The sequence below is a fragment of the Nocardia sp. Root136 genome, assembly GCF_001427185.1.
Taxonomy (GTDB): domain Bacteria; phylum Actinomycetota; class Actinomycetes; order Mycobacteriales; family Mycobacteriaceae; genus Nocardia; species Nocardia salmonicida.
Genome location: NZ_LMFE01000005.1, coordinates 14,953 through 31,423, shown reverse-complemented (window position 1 = coordinate 31,423; position 16,471 = coordinate 14,953). Strand labels below are relative to the sequence as shown.

Annotated in this window: 17 protein-coding genes; 9 read left to right on the top strand and 8 right to left on the bottom strand. The window is 67.5% G+C overall.

Features of this window, described 5'->3' with window-relative positions:
• Positions 1-13: 13 nt before the first annotated feature.
• On the bottom strand, positions 14-997 hold the full coding sequence (locus tag ASD42_RS16955) for a GlxA family transcriptional regulator (RefSeq protein ID WP_200950474.1): 984 nt from the start codon (positions 995-997) through the stop codon (positions 14-16).
• Positions 998-1,098: 101 nt separating this feature from the next.
• Here ASD42_RS16955 and ASD42_RS16950 point away from each other — a divergent pair, with 101 nt between their 5' ends.
• A complete protein-coding gene (locus ASD42_RS16950) occupies positions 1,099-2,031 on the top strand; it encodes an NADP-dependent oxidoreductase (RefSeq protein ID WP_056817799.1) in 933 nt (310 codons plus the stop codon).
• Between the two features lies 1 nt (position 2,032).
• Here ASD42_RS16950 and ASD42_RS16945 read toward each other — a convergent pair whose 3' ends face one another.
• Together ASD42_RS16945 and ASD42_RS16940 are read right to left on the bottom strand one after the other, a co-directional pair.
• Entirely contained in the window at positions 2,033-2,908 is an 876-nt protein-coding gene (locus tag ASD42_RS16945; protein WP_056817797.1) for an oxidoreductase, read from the bottom strand.
• Between the two features lie 37 nt (positions 2,909-2,945).
• Entirely contained in the window at positions 2,946-3,863 is a 918-nt protein-coding gene (locus ASD42_RS16940) for a sigma-70 family RNA polymerase sigma factor (protein WP_056817795.1), read from the bottom strand.
• A gap of 126 nt (positions 3,864-3,989) precedes the next feature.
• Between ASD42_RS16940 and ASD42_RS16935 the strand changes: the two genes are divergently transcribed.
• The 4 genes from ASD42_RS16935 (at position 3,990) to ASD42_RS16920 (ending at position 8,792) form a co-directional block, all read left to right on the top strand.
• Entirely contained in the window at positions 3,990-4,619 is a 630-nt protein-coding gene (locus ASD42_RS16935; protein WP_056817793.1) for a TetR/AcrR family transcriptional regulator, read from the top strand.
• A gap of 68 nt (positions 4,620-4,687) precedes the next feature.
• Positions 4,688-6,718, top strand: coding sequence for an MDR family MFS transporter (locus tag ASD42_RS16930; protein ID WP_235569633.1), 2,031 nt, complete (start codon positions 4,688-4,690; stop codon positions 6,716-6,718).
• 81 nt (positions 6,719-6,799) lie between these two features.
• Positions 6,800-7,435: a PadR family transcriptional regulator gene (locus ASD42_RS16925; RefSeq protein WP_056817790.1), complete on the top strand. Its 636-nt coding sequence runs from the start codon at positions 6,800-6,802 to the stop codon at positions 7,433-7,435.
• 145 nt (positions 7,436-7,580) lie between these two features.
• On the top strand, positions 7,581-8,792 hold the full coding sequence (locus ASD42_RS16920) for an FAD-dependent monooxygenase (protein ID WP_056817789.1): 1,212 nt from the start codon (positions 7,581-7,583) through the stop codon (positions 8,790-8,792).
• Positions 8,793-8,843: 51 nt separating this feature from the next.
• On the opposite strand, the gene ASD42_RS16915 is transcribed toward ASD42_RS16920, so the two are convergent.
• Positions 8,844-9,647 (bottom strand): helix-turn-helix domain-containing protein, encoded by an 804-nt coding sequence (locus tag ASD42_RS16915; RefSeq protein ID WP_056817786.1) that lies wholly within the window; start codon positions 9,645-9,647, stop codon positions 8,844-8,846.
• A 107-nt stretch (positions 9,648-9,754) separates the two neighbouring features.
• Between ASD42_RS16915 and ASD42_RS16910 the strand changes: the two genes are divergently transcribed.
• The gene (locus ASD42_RS16910; RefSeq protein WP_063893665.1) at positions 9,755-10,783 is read left to right on the top strand and encodes a zinc-dependent alcohol dehydrogenase family protein; all 1,029 of its coding nucleotides are present in this window, start codon (positions 9,755-9,757) and stop codon (positions 10,781-10,783) included.
• Here ASD42_RS16910 and ASD42_RS16905 read toward each other — a convergent pair.
• The 4 genes from ASD42_RS16905 to ASD42_RS16890 form a co-directional block, all read right to left on the bottom strand.
• Positions 10,732-11,454: a phosphatase PAP2 family protein gene (locus ASD42_RS16905; protein ID WP_162256213.1), complete on the bottom strand. Its 723-nt coding sequence runs from the start codon at positions 11,452-11,454 to the stop codon at positions 10,732-10,734. The two genes, ASD42_RS16910 and ASD42_RS16905, sit on opposite strands and share 52 nt — an antisense overlap.
• 25 nt (positions 11,455-11,479) lie before the next feature.
• Positions 11,480-11,704: a hypothetical protein gene (locus ASD42_RS16900; RefSeq protein WP_084504764.1), complete on the bottom strand. Its 225-nt coding sequence runs from the start codon at positions 11,702-11,704 to the stop codon at positions 11,480-11,482.
• A gap of 35 nt (positions 11,705-11,739) precedes the next feature.
• Positions 11,740-12,516 (bottom strand): HNH endonuclease family protein, encoded by a 777-nt coding sequence (locus tag ASD42_RS16895; RefSeq protein WP_056817780.1) that lies wholly within the window; start codon positions 12,514-12,516, stop codon positions 11,740-11,742.
• Positions 12,517-12,714: 198 nt separating this feature from the next.
• Positions 12,715-13,365, bottom strand: coding sequence for a phosphate signaling complex PhoU family protein (locus ASD42_RS16890; RefSeq protein WP_056817778.1), 651 nt, complete (start codon positions 13,363-13,365; stop codon positions 12,715-12,717).
• Positions 13,366-13,469: 104 nt separating this feature from the next.
• Between ASD42_RS16890 and ASD42_RS16885 the strand changes: the two genes are divergently transcribed.
• From ASD42_RS16885 to ASD42_RS16875, 3 genes are all read left to right on the top strand, one after another.
• Positions 13,470-14,561 carry a calcium:proton antiporter gene (locus tag ASD42_RS16885; RefSeq protein WP_200950473.1) on the top strand — a complete coding sequence of 364 codons (1,092 nt, stop codon included), beginning with the start codon at positions 13,470-13,472 and terminating at the stop codon, positions 14,559-14,561.
• Between the two features lie 198 nt (positions 14,562-14,759).
• Positions 14,760-15,605, top strand: a complete 846-nt coding sequence (locus ASD42_RS16880) for an MlaE family ABC transporter permease (RefSeq protein WP_056817774.1) — start codon at positions 14,760-14,762, stop codon at positions 15,603-15,605.
• Positions 15,605-16,471, top strand: coding sequence for an MlaE family ABC transporter permease (locus ASD42_RS16875; RefSeq protein WP_056817772.1), 867 nt, complete (start codon positions 15,605-15,607; stop codon positions 16,469-16,471). The genes ASD42_RS16880 and ASD42_RS16875 overlap by 1 nt, the downstream gene beginning before the upstream one ends.

Sequence of the window (16,471 nt, the reverse complement as noted above, 5' to 3'; positions counted from 1 at the left end):
CAGGTCGCGGTGCTCACCGCGCGGTCCTGGCGTGGAAGGTCTGGCGATAGGCGGTCGGGGAGACGCCGATGGTGGTGGCCAGGTGTTGACGTAGGGAGGCCGCGGTGCCGAGGCCCGCGTCGGCGGCGACGCGGTCGATGGGAAGGTCGGTGGCTTCGAGGAGGTGGCGGGCGTGGCCGACGCGTTGCTGGGTGAGCCATTGGCCCGGTGGCAGACCGGTCTCCTCGCGGAAGCGGCGGCAGAAGGTGCGCACGCTCATCCGGGCGTGGGCGGCCAGTTCGGTGAGCGGGAGCGGGCGGTCGAGGTGGGTCATGGCCCAGGCACGGGTGGCCGCCGTCGTCGCGGTGGTCGGCTCGGGGATCGGGCGGTCGATGAACTGGGCCTGGCCGCCGTCGCGCCACGGCGGCACGATGCACAGGCGAGCGACGCGATTGGCGACCGCGCTGCCGTGATCGCGGCGCAGCAGGTGCAGGCAGGCGTCGATGCCCGCGGCACTGCCCGCCGCGGTGAGGATGCGGCCTTCGTCGACGAACAACACAGCGGCATCCATCTCGACCTGCGGGAACAGGGTGCGGAACCGGTCTGCCTGCTTCCAGTGCGTGGTCGCGGGGCGGCCGTCGAGCAGGCCGAGAGCAGCCAGGACGAAGGCCGCGGTGCAGATCGAAACGATGCGAGTATCCGGCCGCAGGCGTCCCAGCGCATCGGCCAGTCCGGCGGGCATCCACTCCTCCTCCGGTGCGTCGCACGTGGAGAACGGCGGAATCACCACGGTGTCGGCCTCGTCGAGCGCGCTGCTGTCGAACTCGACGGCGATCGTGAAATCGGCATTCGTCGACACCGGCGACCCGTCGAGGCTGCAGGTGCGCACGTCGTAGAGCGCGGCGCCGTCGGGATCTTCCGCGGTGCCGAAGATCCGGGCCGGGATCCCCAATTCGAACGGATAGACCCCGTTCAGTGCCAGAACCGCCACGCGATGCATGGCAAGATTCTTGCACATATTGTCCTTCTTGCCACTCGTCGCCGTCTTGCCGACCCGGCATCGTGGTTCGCACACAGCCGGATCCTTCGAAACGGCATGCGAGACAAGGGAGACGAGCAATGCGGGCAATCGGGCAGGACACCTTCGGCGGACCCGAGGTGCTGCGGGTGATCGAGGTCGACAAGCCGACGCCGGGCCCGGGGGAAGTGCTGATCCGCGTCCACGCCGCCGGGGTGAACCCGACCGATTCATGGCATCGCGGCAGCGGTGGGCTGTTCGGCGCGATCATCCGGCTGGGCTGGGACGTGTCCGGCGTGGTCGAGGAGGTCGGCCTCGGCGTGACGATGTTCGCCCCCGGTGACGAGGTGTTCGGCATGCCGCGCCTGCCGCACGCCGCGGGCACCTACGCCGAGTACGTCACCGCGCCGGCCCGCCATCTCGCGCGCAAGCCGGCGAACCTCACCCACGCCGAAGCCGGCGCGCTGGCGCTCGTCGCGCTCACCGCCTGGCAGGCGCTCGTCGACACCGCCGACGTGCGGCCCGGTCAGCGGGTGTTGATCCACGCCGGGGCGGGAGGCGTCGGCCATGTCGCGGTGCAGATCGCCAAGGCGCGCGGCGCGTATGTGATCGCCACGGCGCGCGCCGACAATCACGCATTCGTCCGCGATCTCGGCGCCGACGAGGTAATCGACTACACGACAACAGATTTCGTCGACGCGGCCCGCGACGTCGACGTGGTGGTCGACACCGTCGGCGGCGAATACGGCCCGCGATCCCTGCGGGTGCTTCGCCCGGGCGGGATCGTCGTATCGCTGGCTTCCCCGGCGGAAGCGGCCTTGGTCGAGCAGGCCCGCCCGCTCGGAGTGCGTGCCGGATTCATGATCGTCGAACCCGACGGAGCGAGCCTGCGCGCCATCGCGGACCTGGTCGAAGCGGGTGCGCTGCGACCCCACGTGGAGACCGTGCTGCCGTTGGATCTGGTGAGCAAGGCCCACGAGATCAGCGACAATCAGCGCACCCGCGGCAAGATCGTGCTCGCGGTGGTGGCGTGAATCAGAACTTGTAGCTGATCCCGGTCATCCGCTCGGATTCCTCCCACAGCCTGCGCAGCAGTTCGGGGTCACGCGAGATCTTGCTCGACGGGCAGGCCTCGACCGGCCCCTGGGACTGCATCAAACGGTTGGGACCCCAGTAGGTGGTGGGATCGGCGTCGGGTTCGGTCGCCGCGAACAGTGTGGAGTGCGCTGCCTTGGCGGGCGCATGGCCGATGAGCCTGATGAACGGCTTGCTGATCCGATCCAGCGGGGTCTCGGTGCGGGCGAACAGATCCGTTGCCGAGACCCCGGGGTGCACGACGTAGGACTTCTTCGCCGAGCCGGCCTCGGTGAGCCTGCGCTGCAGTTCACGGCCGAACATCAGGTTGGCGAGCTTGGCCTGGGCGTAGGCGAGATTGCGCTGGTAGCGGCGGTTCTCGTAGTTGAGGTCGTCGATCCACAGCTTCGGCGTCTGCTTGTGGGCGATGCTGGCGATCGACACCACCCGGTCGCGGACGCGATCGAGCAGCAGTCCGGTGAGCGCGTAGTGGCCGAGGTGGTTGACGCCGAACTGGGTTTCGAACCCGTCGGCGGTGCGCGAGAAGGGGATGTTCATCAGGCCCGCGTTGTTGATCAGCACATCGAATTCGCCCTGCTGCTCGGCGAATTCGCGCACGGAAGCCAGATCGGCGAGGTCGAGCGCGGCCACCCGCACGTCGCCGGGGATGGCGTCGGCGATGGGCTGGGCCTTACTCGCGTTGCGGCAGGCCATGATCACGGTGGCGCCCTTACCTGCCAGCGCCTTGGTGGTTTCGGCACCGAGGCCGCCATTGGCCCCGGTGATCACGAACGTGCGCCCGGACTGGTCCGCGATGTCAGTTGGTTTCCATGCCATGCTCCTATCTTACTCCGGAGTAAGATAGGAGGGAAGTTCACCCCAGCAATCCGGCTAGCGTACGGGCGCAGGCGAGTCTGCGCAGCTTGATCATGGCTTTCGCCTCGATCTGGCGTGCCCGTTCGCGGGAGAAGCCGAGCGCCGAACCCACCTCCTCCAGTGTGCGGCCTTCCCCGCGATCGAGGCCGAACCGCAGCCGGATCACGGCCGATTCTCGTTCGGTGAGCACCGTCAAGGCCGTCTCGACGTAGCCGCCGAGCATTCGATCCGCGACCACATCCGCGGGCGCGGGCGTGGTGTCGGGGAGTAGTGAGCCCAGATCGGTGTCTTCGCCGACGGGCGCGTGCAGCGACACCGGCTCGGCTTCGTGTCGCAGCATCGCTTCGACCTGCGCGACAGTGAGTTCGGCGCCGACGGCGAGTTCTTCCGTCGTGGCCGCCCGCCCCAGCTGGTGGGTCAGCTCGCGCCGTACCCGGATCACCCGGTGCAGCACGTCGGCCACATTCGAGGGCAGCCGGATCGCGCGCCCCTGATCAGTGAGCGCGCGACCGATCGACTGCCGGATCCAGAACGTCGCGTAGGTGGAGAGTTTGAGTCCACGCTCGTGGTCGAACTTCTCCACCGCCCGCATCAGTCCGAGCGTGCCCTCCTGGATCAGATCGAGCAGCGACATCCCGGTATTGGTCGGGAACCGGCGGGCGATGGAGACGACCAGGCGCAGGTTCGCCCGCACCATGTGATCTTTCGCGCGCAGACCGTCGAGTTCGGTGCGGTGCAACAGTTCTCGTCGCGCGGCGGTGAGTTCGTCACCGGCTGAGTCGATCTCGGCGCGCGCGGCGGCCCCCGCGGCGATGCGAGCACCGAGGGCGTATTCCTGCTCGGCGGTCAGTAGGGGAGTGCGGCCGATCGCGGTCAGGTAGTCGCGAATGGGATCGGCGGTGACGGCGGTGGTCAAGAAGGCTCCCGTTCGATCTGCGGCGAGAAGTGGGACTGATGGGCTCAGTACAACGAACACAAACTTAGAATGAACCTAAAAATATGTCAAGAGTAAATTTATGACGGCTTCAGATATGCTGGTGGCATGACGCAACCGGGGCTACGGGCCAGGAAGAAGCAGCAGACCAGGGAGCAGATCTCCGACCGCGCTACCGCGCTGTTCCTGGAACGCGGCTTCGACCGGGTGACCATCGCGGAAGTGGCGGCGGCCGCCGACGTCGCCAAGATGACCGTCACCAACTACTTCCCCCGCAAGGAAGACCTCGCCCTCGATCTCGGCGAGGTCTACATCGGGCAACTCGCCGCGATCGTGCGCGAACGCGAACCGGGGCAATCTGCTCTGGCGGCGCTACGTCACGCGTATCTGACGGCCGTCGCGGCCCACGACCAACTCATCGGCTTCAGCGGCGAACCGTTTGCCCGGATGATCGCCGACAGTCCGGCGCTCACTGCCCGCGTGCGCGACTTCAACGACGACCGTGAGGTGGCACTGGCCGTCGCGCTGGCCACCGAGACCGGGGCCGCGCCCGGCGACATCACCCCACGCGTGGCCGCGGCCCAACTCGCCGGTGTGCTGCGGGTGTTGTTCGACGAGATCACCCGCCGCACGCTCGCCGGTGAAGCCGACACCGAGATCGCCGCCGCGTTGACCCGCGATGCCGAGATCGCCTTCGACGCGCTCGAACCGGGCCTGGGAAACTACGCCGTGCGCTGAGCGATCGGTGGCGATTGCTGCCGTGTCACTGGGGTCCGGCACCGGACCTGAAAGCCCATACTGAGGCAATGTCGGATGGTGTTGCTGTAGACGAGCCCGTCGAGCCGATGAGCAAGGCGAAGATCAACATCATCTTCGCGACCGTGGTGCTCGGCATGCTCATGGCCGCACTCGACCAGACCATCGTCTCGGCGGCGCTGCCCTCGATCGTCGCCGATCTCGGCAGCGCGGGGCACATGGCCTGGGTGGTGACCGCGTATCTGCTCGCCGAGGCCGTCGCGACCGTGCTCGCGGGCAAACTCGGTGACCTGTTCGGCCGCAAACTGCTGTTCCAGATCAGCGGCATCATCTTCATCGCGGGCTCGGCGCTGGCCGGCTTGTCCAATGGCATGGCCGTCCTGATCGTGGCCCGCGCGATCCAGGGCGTCGGCGCGGGCGGGTTGATGGTCACCTCGATGGCCCTGATCGCCGACACCATCCCGCTGCGCGAACGCGGCAAATATCAGGGCGCGCTCGGCGCGGTGTTCGGCGTGACCACCGTCGTCGGGCCCACCCTCGGCGGGCTGTTCACCGACCACGCGAGTTGGCGCTGGTGCTTCTATGTGAATGTGCCGATCGCGATCGTCATGGTGGTGATGGCGGCGCGCACGCTGCCGCACCTGCGCGCGGTCACCCGGCCGGTGATCGACTACCTCGGCATCGGCCTGGTGGCGCTCGGTGTCTCGTCGCTGATCCTCGGACTCGAGTTCGGTGGCAACGAATATCCGTGGGGCTCTTGGCAGATCATCGGTTTGTTCGTGCTCGCGGTGGTGCTGCTCACCGGGTTCGTGCTGGTGGAGAACCGGGCGAAGGCGCCGATGCTGCCGATGCGGTTGTTCAGCAGCCGGGTGTTCACGGTGTCGTCGGTGCTCAGTTTCATCGTCGGCTTCGCGATGCTCGGCTCGATGACCTACCTGCCCGCCTACCTGCAATATGTCGACGGCGCGACAGCGACGATCTCCGGTGTGCGAACGCTGCCACTGGTCGTCGGCCTGTTCATCACCTCGGTCTTCTCCGGGCAGGTGGTCGGGAAAACCGGGCAGTACCGGTACTTCCCGATCGTCGGCATGGCGGTGATGGCGGTGGGCCTGGGCCTGATGTCGACGATGGGGCACGACACGAGCGTGTGGCTGGAATCGCTGTACATGCTGATTCTCGGCTCCGGGCTCGGCCTGTCGATGCAGGTGCTCACGATCGTCGTGCAGAACACCGTGCCCTACGCTGACCTCGGCACCGCCACCTCGGGCGTCACCTTCTTCCGCACCCTCGGCAGCGCGTTCGGCACCGCCGTCTTCGGCACGCTCTACACCAACCAGAGCAAGACCGCGCTGGAGAACGCGCTGACGCAGGCGCCGGGCGTCCCGCCCGAGGTGGTCGCGAATCCGAAACTGCTGCGAGAACTGCCGTACGAGCAGGCCGCGCCCATCATCGACGCCTACGCGCTGTCGATCGATCACGTGTTCCGCTGGGTCGTGCCAGTGGCGCTGGTCGGTTTCGTGGTGGCCTGGTTCCTGCCACAGGTGCGGCTACGTGACAGCGCGCGCCACGGCGCCGGTGACGTCGGCGAGGGATTCTCGGTACCCGATTCGCACGACCGGGTGGTGCAGCTGGAACGCGCGGTCGCCACGACGGTGCGCAAGGCCAGGGCGGAGAAACCGATCATCCCCGAGCTCATCGCGGCCTCCGGCAGCACGCTGAGTCCGGACACGGCATGGGCGCTGGGGCAGGCCTACCTCTATGCCAAGGAAGGTATGCCCGCCACCGTGCACGCCATCTCCTACCGGCACCGGCTGCCGGTTGAGGTGCTCTCGCCCGTCTTCCGCCAGGCCGTCGACGCGGGTCTGCTACACGACGACGGTGGCGTCCTCTCGCTGACCGGAGAGGGCGACGCCGAGGTCGACAAGCTGCGGGCGGGTTGGCGGCGCTGGCTCGGCGACCGCCTCGACGACTGGAACTCCGACGATCCGGTCGACCGCGCGCTGCTCGACGAGGCGCTGTCGAAGATCGCGGCCAAGCTGCTCGACCAGGGCGCTGATAGCAGCGAGGTATCGAAAGTCTGATTTCCGCCGTCCACTCCGCTGGACAAGCCTTGCCGCCATATACTCGTAGACGTATATTCGTAGACGAGTAAGGAGGCGGTCATGGCTACGAAGCGCAAAGTGAACAATCTGCTGGCGCTCGCCGTGCTCTCGGTGATCGTGCAGCGCCCGATGCACCGCTACGAGATCGCCGCCACCCTGCGCGCGCACGGCAAAGACCGTGACATGGACATCAAGTGGGGCTCGCTCTACACCGTCGTGCAGAACATGGAGAAGGCCGGATTCCTCGAGGTCATCGGTAGCGAACGCGACGGCGCGCGCCCCGAGCGGGTGATCTACCGGATCACCGACGCGGGCCGCGCCGAGATGGCGGACTGGACCCGCGAGCTGCTCGCCGCGCCCGAGCCCGAACATCACCGGTTCACCGCGGGCCTGTCGATTCTGGCGGTGCTGCCGCCGGACGAGGTGATCGCGCTGCTCGGCACCCGCGTCGCGGCGCTGGAGCGAACCATCGAGACCACCAAGGCCGAGCTGGCCGAGCTGACGCTGCCCCGGCTGTTCCTCGTCGAGTCCGAATTCGGTCTGGCGATGCTGGAAGCCGAGGCGAACTGGGCCCGTTCCCTGTGCGCGGAACTCGCCGCGGGCACCTTCGAGGGCCTCGAACTCTGGCGGCAGTGGCATGTCGACGGCATGCCCACCGAACAGATCCCCGAACTCGGCGAGAGGGGGAACGACTAGCTCCCGCCCCAAGACCCGGACCCGGTGGCGTGCGGCAACACCCCACCGAGCCCGAGAAACCGTCTCGAAACCAGGCGCACCCGGCCACGAGGTGAGGCAACCACAGGATAGCTGGGTGGCGCCGACACAGATCTGGAGATCACCCATGTCCACCACCCGTTCCGCATTGATCATCGGCGGCGGCATCGCCGGACCCGTCGCCGCCACCGCCTTGCGCAAAGCAGGCATCGACGCCCATGTCTACGAGGCCTATTCCGGCCCCTCCGAGGGCATCGGCTCCGGGCTCGCGCTGGCACCCAACGGCGTCGCGGCGCTCGACATCATCGGCGCCGGCGACGCGGTGCGCGAGATCGCCCTGCCGGTCGCGCAGATGCGACTGCGCGTCAGCGGTCGTGAACACATCATGCCGGTGCTGGCCGACCAGCCGCCACTACAGGCTGTCGACCGCGGTGCATTGCACCGCACCCTGCACGATCACGCGGTCGCCGCGGGCGTGCCGTTCAGCTACGACAAGCGGCTGACGAGGGTCGACGAACACCCTGACGGTGTCACCGCGCACTTCACCGACGGATCGACCGCCACCGCCGATATCCTCGTCGGCGCGGACGGAATCCGTTCCACCGTGCGAAGTCTGATCGACCCGGCCGCGCCCGGTCCCGACTACACCGGCATGCTCGGCTTCGGCGCTCTGGTCGAATGTGACCTCGACCTGCCGGACGACACCATGGTGTTCGCCTTCGGCGCCAAGGCGTACTACCTGTACTGGAAGCAGGCCGACGGCCGCGTGGCATGGGGCGCGAACCTGCCGAGCAAGCAATACCTTTCGCTCACCGATGCTCGTGCCGTCCCCGCGGAGCACTGGCTGGAAGTACTGCGCGAGACGTACGCGTCCGACTCTCCCGGCGCCGAATTCACCCGCCGCACCACGGCGCAGAACCTCGAGATCACCGGCGCCCTGCACATCATGCCGCCGGTGCCGCATTGGTATCGCGACCGCATGGTGCTGGTGGGCGATTCGGTGCACGCACCGTCGAACAGCTCGGGACAGGGTGCGTCACTGGCGATCGAGAGCGCCGTGCAGCTGGCGCGATGCCTGCGCGATATCGCCTCGCCTACCGAGGCTTTCGCGGCCTACGAGCAGTTGCGGCGGGCCCGTGTGGAAGGCATCGCGGCGCGCGCGGCGAAGATCAACCACAGCAAGACGCCGGGACCCCTCGCCCGCAAGGTGATGAACGCGATGATGCCGCTCATGGTCAAGACGGTGATGAACCCGGAGAAGACGATGGGCGCCGAACGCCGGTACCGCATCGATTGGGATGCGCCCGTGCGGGCGGAATCCGCCACTGCCGCACAGTGATCCGGGCAGCCCTCGGTCCGTGGTGATCGAGGGCTGTCACGCAGTGCGCGATCACTGCTTCGTTCGGTGCCGGTCCGCGCGCAGTCGCAGGATGCGCGCGGTTTCCGCGTCGGCGGGCAGGAACGCCTCGAGGTGGAGTTCGGCGATGGTGACGTCGGTGGCGGTCGCGAAGGAGGTGAGGGTGGTGATCAGGCGGAGGTCACCGTCGGGGGTGTGCAGGTGGAGGGGAACGGCGAAGCCGACATGGTCGGGGCCGGGGGAGGGGGCGGGCAGGTAGCTCGACAACTCGGCGATGAGCTGGTCGAGAGCCGGATCGGGGGTGTGCGCGGCGCGGCCCCGGAGCGAATCCATGATGTGTCTGCCCCACTCGGGGAGGTTGCGCACGCGCGGGGCGACGCCGTCGGGGTGCATGGCCAGCCGAAGGACATTGATCGGCGAACGCAGCAGGTGCGGGGCGGCCCCCTCGGTGAACAGGTCGAACGCGGCATTGGCGGTGACGAGCTCGCCGCGCGGGCGGGCGACGAGCGCCGGGTAGGGCATATGCCCGTCGAGGACCGCGCTGATCGCCTCGCGCACCGGTGCCAATTCCGGCGCGGCCAGGTCGCTTTCGGGGAATACCGGCGCGAATCCGGCGGACAGCAGCAAGGTGTTGCGGTCGCGCAGCGACAACTCGAGCGATTCGGCCAGTCGCACCACCATCGTGCGACCCGGCTGGGACTTGCCCTGCTCGAGGAAGCTCAAGTATCGCTGGCTGGTCTCGGCCCGAATCGCCAGATCGAGCTGGCTGACCCGGCGCAGCGTGCGCCAGTGACGCAGTTGGGGGCCGAAACCGGTCGTCGGCAGCACGATCGTCATGACCGGAGTCAACCGCGTCGACGGCCGCCGCCATTCCCCGCCGCAGACCAACGCCCATACCCTCCAGGGAATCGCGCGGTCCCACCCTCACCGACACAGTTGTTCCCATGCCGCACAACGAACTCCACCCCGACCACGCTTTCGCCTACCGCCTCGACGGTGGTCTCACGCGGACCGAACAGCAGCGGCCCGAACCGGGCCCGCATCAGGTCCTGATCAGGGTCCGCGCCGCCTCGGTGAACCGCCGCGATCTGATGCTGATGGACGGCACGTACCCGTTGCCCGCCACCGCCGGCGTCATCCCGCTCTCCGACGGCGTCGGCGAGGTGATCGCACTCGGCCCCGCGGTGACCCGCGCGAAAATCGGCGACCGGATCACCGCGAGCTACTTCGTCCACTGGGTCGACGGCCCGCAGACCCTCGCCACGGCCGCCGAACAGTACGGCGCGAACTACGACGGATTCCTCGCCACCTACGCACTCGTCGAAGAGGATTCGATCGTGCACGTGCCCGCTCACCTCACCGATACGGAGGCGGCGACCCTGACGTGCGCGGGCTTGGTCGCCTGGTCGGCGCTCACCACACCCGTCCCGCCTGCCCCCGGTGCGCGCGTGCTCACCGTCGGAAGCGGCGCGGTGGCGCTGTTCGCGATCCAGTTCGCGAAGATCCTCGGCGCCGAGGTCATCTCGATCACCTCCAGCCCGGCGAAGGCCGACCGGTTGCGCGCGCTGGGCGCCGACACAGTGATCGACCGCACCGTGACCAGGAACTGGGGTGACGCGGTGATGGACCTGACCGGGACCGGCGCCGAGCACATCGTCGACGCGGTCGGCCTGCCCACGCTCGAACAATCGGTGCGAGCGGGCGCGTACAACTCGACGGTGACGATGGTCGGCGCGATGGCGCCCGCACCGGGAACAGCACTGCCGGGCAACCCGTTCGGCTCCTCCTACCTGGCCATCCGGCGCATCGCGGTCGGCAGCCGCGCCGGTTTCGAGGCGATGAACCGGGTGATCACCGAGCACCGCCTTCGCCCGGTGATCGACCGCGAATTCGATGTCGACAAAGCCACCGACGCCTACGACTACCTGCGTTCGGGTGCCTCGTTCGGCAAGGTGGTGATCGCGGTGGGCTGAGGGTTCAGCACGCGGGTGAACACGGTGACGCACAGGACCAGCCACAGCAGGCCGATGATCCAACCGGCCAGCACATCGGTGGTCCAGTGCACACCGAGATAGATGCGCGACAACCCGACGGCGACGGGAAAGGCGACCGCGAGCACGGCGGCGGTCAGACGGAGCCAGCGCTGGGTGATCCGCGGAACCAGGACGATCGCCACGATGCCGACGACCACGGTGGAACCGAGCGTGTGCCCCGACGGGTACGACAGGCTGGGTTCGAAGACCAGCCGCGACGCCTCGGGCGGTCGCTGGCGGCCGACGAGACGTTTGATCACCCACACCAGCACTCCCGCACCCAGCGACGTGATGGCGACCAGGGCGGCGACCGGCAGGTTGCGCCGCAGCACGAAGACACCGACGGTGAGCGACGCCAGAATCGTCATCGACAGTGTGCTGCCGAGGTCGGTGATCACCGTGGCGATGCTGGTGAGCGGTTCGCCGCGGTGCGCGATCATCCAGTCGAGCACCGCGGTGTCCATCCGGCTGATGCCGCTGGTGACCTCCCAGGTGAGGGCGATGATCAGCACCGCGGCGGTCGCTATCAGGGCGAGCACGCGCGGTGTCCGACGGCACAGCGTCGACCAGGCGATGTCGGGTGGCGGCGATTGTCGAGAGGCAGTCGGCATAACTACCAGATTGCCAGGTGAATCCTCATGCTTCGAAGACCACGATGTTTCCGGCGACATCTCGGGTGCCCGCGTCCTTCTTGATCGCCTTCACCAGGTCGGCGACGCAGTCCCAGGTACGGGCGGGCTCGCAGTCGATGTTGCCGATCGTGAACCAGGTATCGGTGCCGCGATAGCGGACGAGACCCTTGCCGGCGTCGTCGAGCATGACATCGAGCTCGCCGGACACGGTCCCTTCCTCTTCGGTCATGACGGCGCTCTCGGCGGTGATCTCGATGGGCTCGCTTATGTGAACTCTCCTCGGCGGAGGCAGTCATCGACTGCGGTGCGCAATGCGGTGTGCTCGGCGGTATCAACGGTCAGTGCGTATTTTACCTTTACTTTGACGTAGTGCTCCACATAGGCACACCGGAAGTTACCGGGCGGCAAATAGTTCGCGGGATCCTGATCACCCTTGGAGCGGTTGGCCGACGGGTCGGCGGCGACCAGGTTCATCGAGTCGTTGGCGATGCGGCGACGGGTGTCCTCGTCGCGGTCGGCGGCACCGGATCGCCATGCTTCGGCAAGGGCGACAATGTGTTCGGCGTCGACCTTGGACGGATCGGTGATGAACTTGTAGGGCCCGAGTTGGCCGGTCTTCTTGTCGATGAAGCCGTAGTGGTCCTGCCAGCCGCCACCGGCCGCCACCGTCAAGTCGCAGGTCTTGGCATCGAGGGTGACCTTGCCGTTGGCGTCACGCAGCATCATCACCTCGCGGCTGGTGCATTTGGTGTACTTGGCCAGGTCGCCGGTGAAGCCGTGCTCGGGCTTGTTGGTGTCCCAGTGCGGGAACTTCTCGCGCGTGTAGCCCGTCATCGGGCCTTCCTTCGCGACGACGAGGGTGGCGACCAGATCGCCGACCTCCTTGCCCGACACCGTCGCCGCGCCCGCGGCGCCAGGCCCCGGATTCACCTCGTCCAGCAGCGAGTTCGAACAGGCGGCCACCACGGCCAGACATACCGCCGTGGCGAAGGCGAGCAGGGCTCGTCCCAGGATCGTGCCGTTGATCGAAGACCACTTCATGCCCGTACCGCCCAGACGCTCCGTCGAAAAATGAACCGGCACAACCTAACGGCCGCACCGGGTGTCGTCAGTGATTGTCCGCTATGAGGTTCCGCACAGCACAGCGGGAACCGATTGTGGCTCAATAGCGTTCATCTATCGACGGAAGTGACCGTTGCCGCCCGAGTGCAAACTCGAGGTGACCGACATCACAATCTATCAGTCGGGCAGTGATCCCGACTCCGGCGGAATCCCGGTGTCCAAGAAGCGGATCAGCCGTGCGATACGGGCGGCATGGTCGACGCATCGCTGGAACTGACTGCCCAGCAACGCCATATCGATCGCGGCCTCGGTGCTCACCTCGGCCTCGCTGAGGGCGGTGCGCAACTGCTTGCACAGCGTGTCCATCGCGTCGATGTCGCTGCCGTCCTCGGCGGCGAATCGACCGCTGGCCACCGACGCGCTCACCCGCGCGACACAGGCGGCCGCGAGCGTGCCCATCGAGACCAGTTCGGTGATCACCGATGCGGGGGCGACCACGCCCGGATGCGCCCGATACACGTACTGCCCAGCGGTTTCGGTGCGCCGACCGATCCGCGACAGCTCGCCGGCGACCTGAATCGCGGTCACCACATGGCGCAGATCGCGCGCGACCGGCGCCTGCAGCGCGAGCAGGGCCATGGTGCGGGATTCGCAGGCGGCGAACATCAGTTGTAGCTGCTCGTCGAGCGCGAACACCTCGTAGGTGGCAGCGAGGTCGGCACCGGCCAGCGCCTGGGTGACCCGCTCGGTCGCGTCATGGGCGACGCGCGACATCAGGGTGAGATCGTTGGCCAAAGCGACGAGCTCGAGGGTGAACTGGGTCCGCACGCGCTGAATTGTTCCCCATGCAGGGGGCGCGAGTGAATCCATCGCCGAGATCCATGCCGCGACGGATCCGGGTGTGCCCGGTCGTAGCTGGAAGGATGGAGGTCATGATTGCCGCGTTGACGACTAAATGGACCATGTACGTGCCCATCCTCGCCGCGCTGGTGCTCGTACTCAGCTGGGGCCGTTCGGTGCCGGGATTGATCGTCGCGCTGGTGAGTATCGCCCTGGTCGGTGCGGTGTTGGCGGCGGTCTATCACGCCGAGATCGTGGCCCACCGGGTCGGCGAGCCCTACGGTTCGCTGGTGCTCGCGGTAGCGGTGACCGTGATCGAGGTGGCGTTGATCGTCACGATGATGATCTCCGGCGGCGACAAGGCGGCCTCGCTGGCTCGCGACACCGTGTTCGCCGCGGTGATGATCACCTGCAACGGCATCTTCGGATTGGTGCTGCTCGTCGGTGCGCTGCGCAGGCGGGTGGCGGTGTTCAACGCGGAGGGGACCGGCGCCGCCCTGGCCACCGTCGCGACCCTGGCCACGCTGAGTCTGGTGTTGCCGACCTTCACCACCAGTGCGCCCGGCCCTGAGTTCTCGCCGGCGCAGCTGGCCTTCGCCGCCGTCGCCTCGCTGGCGCTCTACGGGCTGTTCGTGATGGTGCAGACGGTGCGTCACCCCGACGATTTCCTCCCGGTGGAGGACGGCGGCGCGGTCGACGACAGCGACGCCCACAGTCACGCGCCGTCCAATCGGGCCGCGCTGATCAGTCTCGGCATGCTGGTGCTCGCCCTGGTCTGCGTGGTCGGCCTGGCCAAAGTGGTCTCGCCCGCGCTCGAGTCGGCGATCGCCTCGGCCGGATTGCCGCCGTCGGCGGTGGGTGTGGTGATCGCGATGCTGGTGCTGCTGCCCGAGACCATCGCCGCGGTGAACTCCGCGCGCCGCAACCAGGTGCAGATCGGTCTGAACCTGGCGCTCGGTTCGGCGATGGCCAGCATCGGCCTGACCATTCCGGTGATCGCGATCGCGACCATCTGGCTCAGTGGTCCGCTGGTGCTCGGTCTCGGTGCTACGCAGATGGTTCTGCTCGCACTCACGGTCGTGGTCGGGACGCTGACGATCGTTCCCGGGCGCGCGACCCTGCTGCACAGTGGCGTTCACCTGGCGTTGTTCGCGGCTTTTGTGTTCCTGGCCGCAAGTCCGTAGCTGAGGTGTTGCGGATCACACGGCATGTAGATCTGTCATGGAAATCGTGGAAAAGCGACCAGGGTCACCCACTGGAAATTTTGTTGTGACGCAGAGTACCGGTTAGCTTGCTGGAGTTGGCACCGACGCCGAAGCCAGAGAGTGCGGTATGAAAATCACCAAGCCCCGTGCTTCACGAGCGGCCCGGAGGCATCTCTGATGTCTACCGATCTGCACCCCGCGAAGCCGGATTCCGCTACCCAGATCGTCCGCGAGAATTTCACCGACACCGTCGTGTCGTCGCTGCGGACCTTCGGGCGTGCGGTCGATCTCGCACAGCAATCGGTCGGCGGCTCGTTCTCCGACATCGCCCGCAGGCAGTTCCAGTGGCGGGAGACCCTCGTGCAGGCCTGGCGCCTGATCACGGTCACCGCCATTCCCGCGATCCTGATGGCGATCCCGTTCGGCGTGATCGTCTCGGTCCAGGTCGGCAACCTGATCCACAGCCTCGGCGCCGACTCCATGCTCGGCGCCACGGGCGGCCTCGGCGTGATCAAGCAGGGCGCGCCCATCGCCACCGGCTTCCTGCTCGGTGGCGCGGGCGCGGCGGCCATCGCGGCCGACCTCGGCGCGCGCACCATCCGCGAGGAGATCGACGCGCTCAACACCATGGGCATCAACCCGGTGCACCGGCTCGTCATCCCGCGCCTGGCCGCCATGCTGCTGGTCGCTCCGATGCTCAATGTGCTGATCATCTTCGTCGGCGTGCTGGCCGGTTACGCGGTCGCCGTCGGCGGTCAGGGCGTGACCCCGGGTAGCTACTGGTCGACGTTCGGTTCGTTCGCGACTGCCGGTGACGTGTGGGTCTCGCTGCTCAAGGCGCTGATCTTCGGCTTCCTGGTCGTGATCATCTCCTGCCAGCGCGGCCTGGAGGCCAAGGGCGGTCCGCGCGGTGTCGCCGACGCGGTGAACGCGGCGGTGGTGCTCTCGGTCGTCTCGATCGCGATCGTGAACCTGCTGGCCAGCCAGATCAGTGCCATGTTCCTGCCGACGAAGTTGGCGTGATGGCTGCCTCGTCGTATATCCCCACCTCGCTGCACTGGCTGCGCAAGCCCGCCCGCATCGGCAAGCGGATCGTCACCGCCGGTGAATCGATCGGCTTCGTCGCGGTGTTCGTCTGGCAGGTGCTGTCTTCGGTGCCGCTGACGCTGCGCCGCTACCGGGACGAAACGCTGCGCGCGGTCACCGATATGACCTGGGGTCGCGGGTCGATCATCGTCGGCGGCGGCACCGTTCCGATGATGATCGTGCTCGGCCTGGTGATGGGCGCCTCGGTGGGCGTCGAATCGTTCGCCTCGCTCGACATGCTCGGCATGGGCCCGGTCACCGGCGTGATCTCGGCCTACGCGACCACCCGTGAGCTGGCCCCGATCGCGGCGGCCATCGGCTTCGCCGCACAGGCCGGCTGCCGGATCACCGCCGAGATCGGTGCGATGCGCATCTCCGAGGAGATCGACGCGATCGAGGCGCTCGGCCTGCGTTCGGTGCCCTATGTCGTCACCACCAGGGTGATCGCCGGCGCCATCGCCATCGTGCCGACCTTCCTGATCGCGCTGATCCTGGCCTACGGCGCCTGCCGCGGGCTGCTCACGATGGTCTACGGCCAGTCGGCCGGTGTGTACGACCACTACTTCTTCCAGTTCATCTCCGGCTTCGACATGATCGCCGCGGTGATCAAGGTGGCGGTCTTCGGCACGGTGGTGATCCTGGTGCACGCCTACTTCGGGTTCTTCGCCACCGGTGGTCCCGAGGGGGTCGGCATCGCCTCCGGTCGCGCGGTGCGCGCCAGCTCGGTGGCCATCATCGCCATCGACATGGTCCTCACGATCATGCTCTGGGGCTTCAACTCGGCGATCAGTTTTACGGGGTGA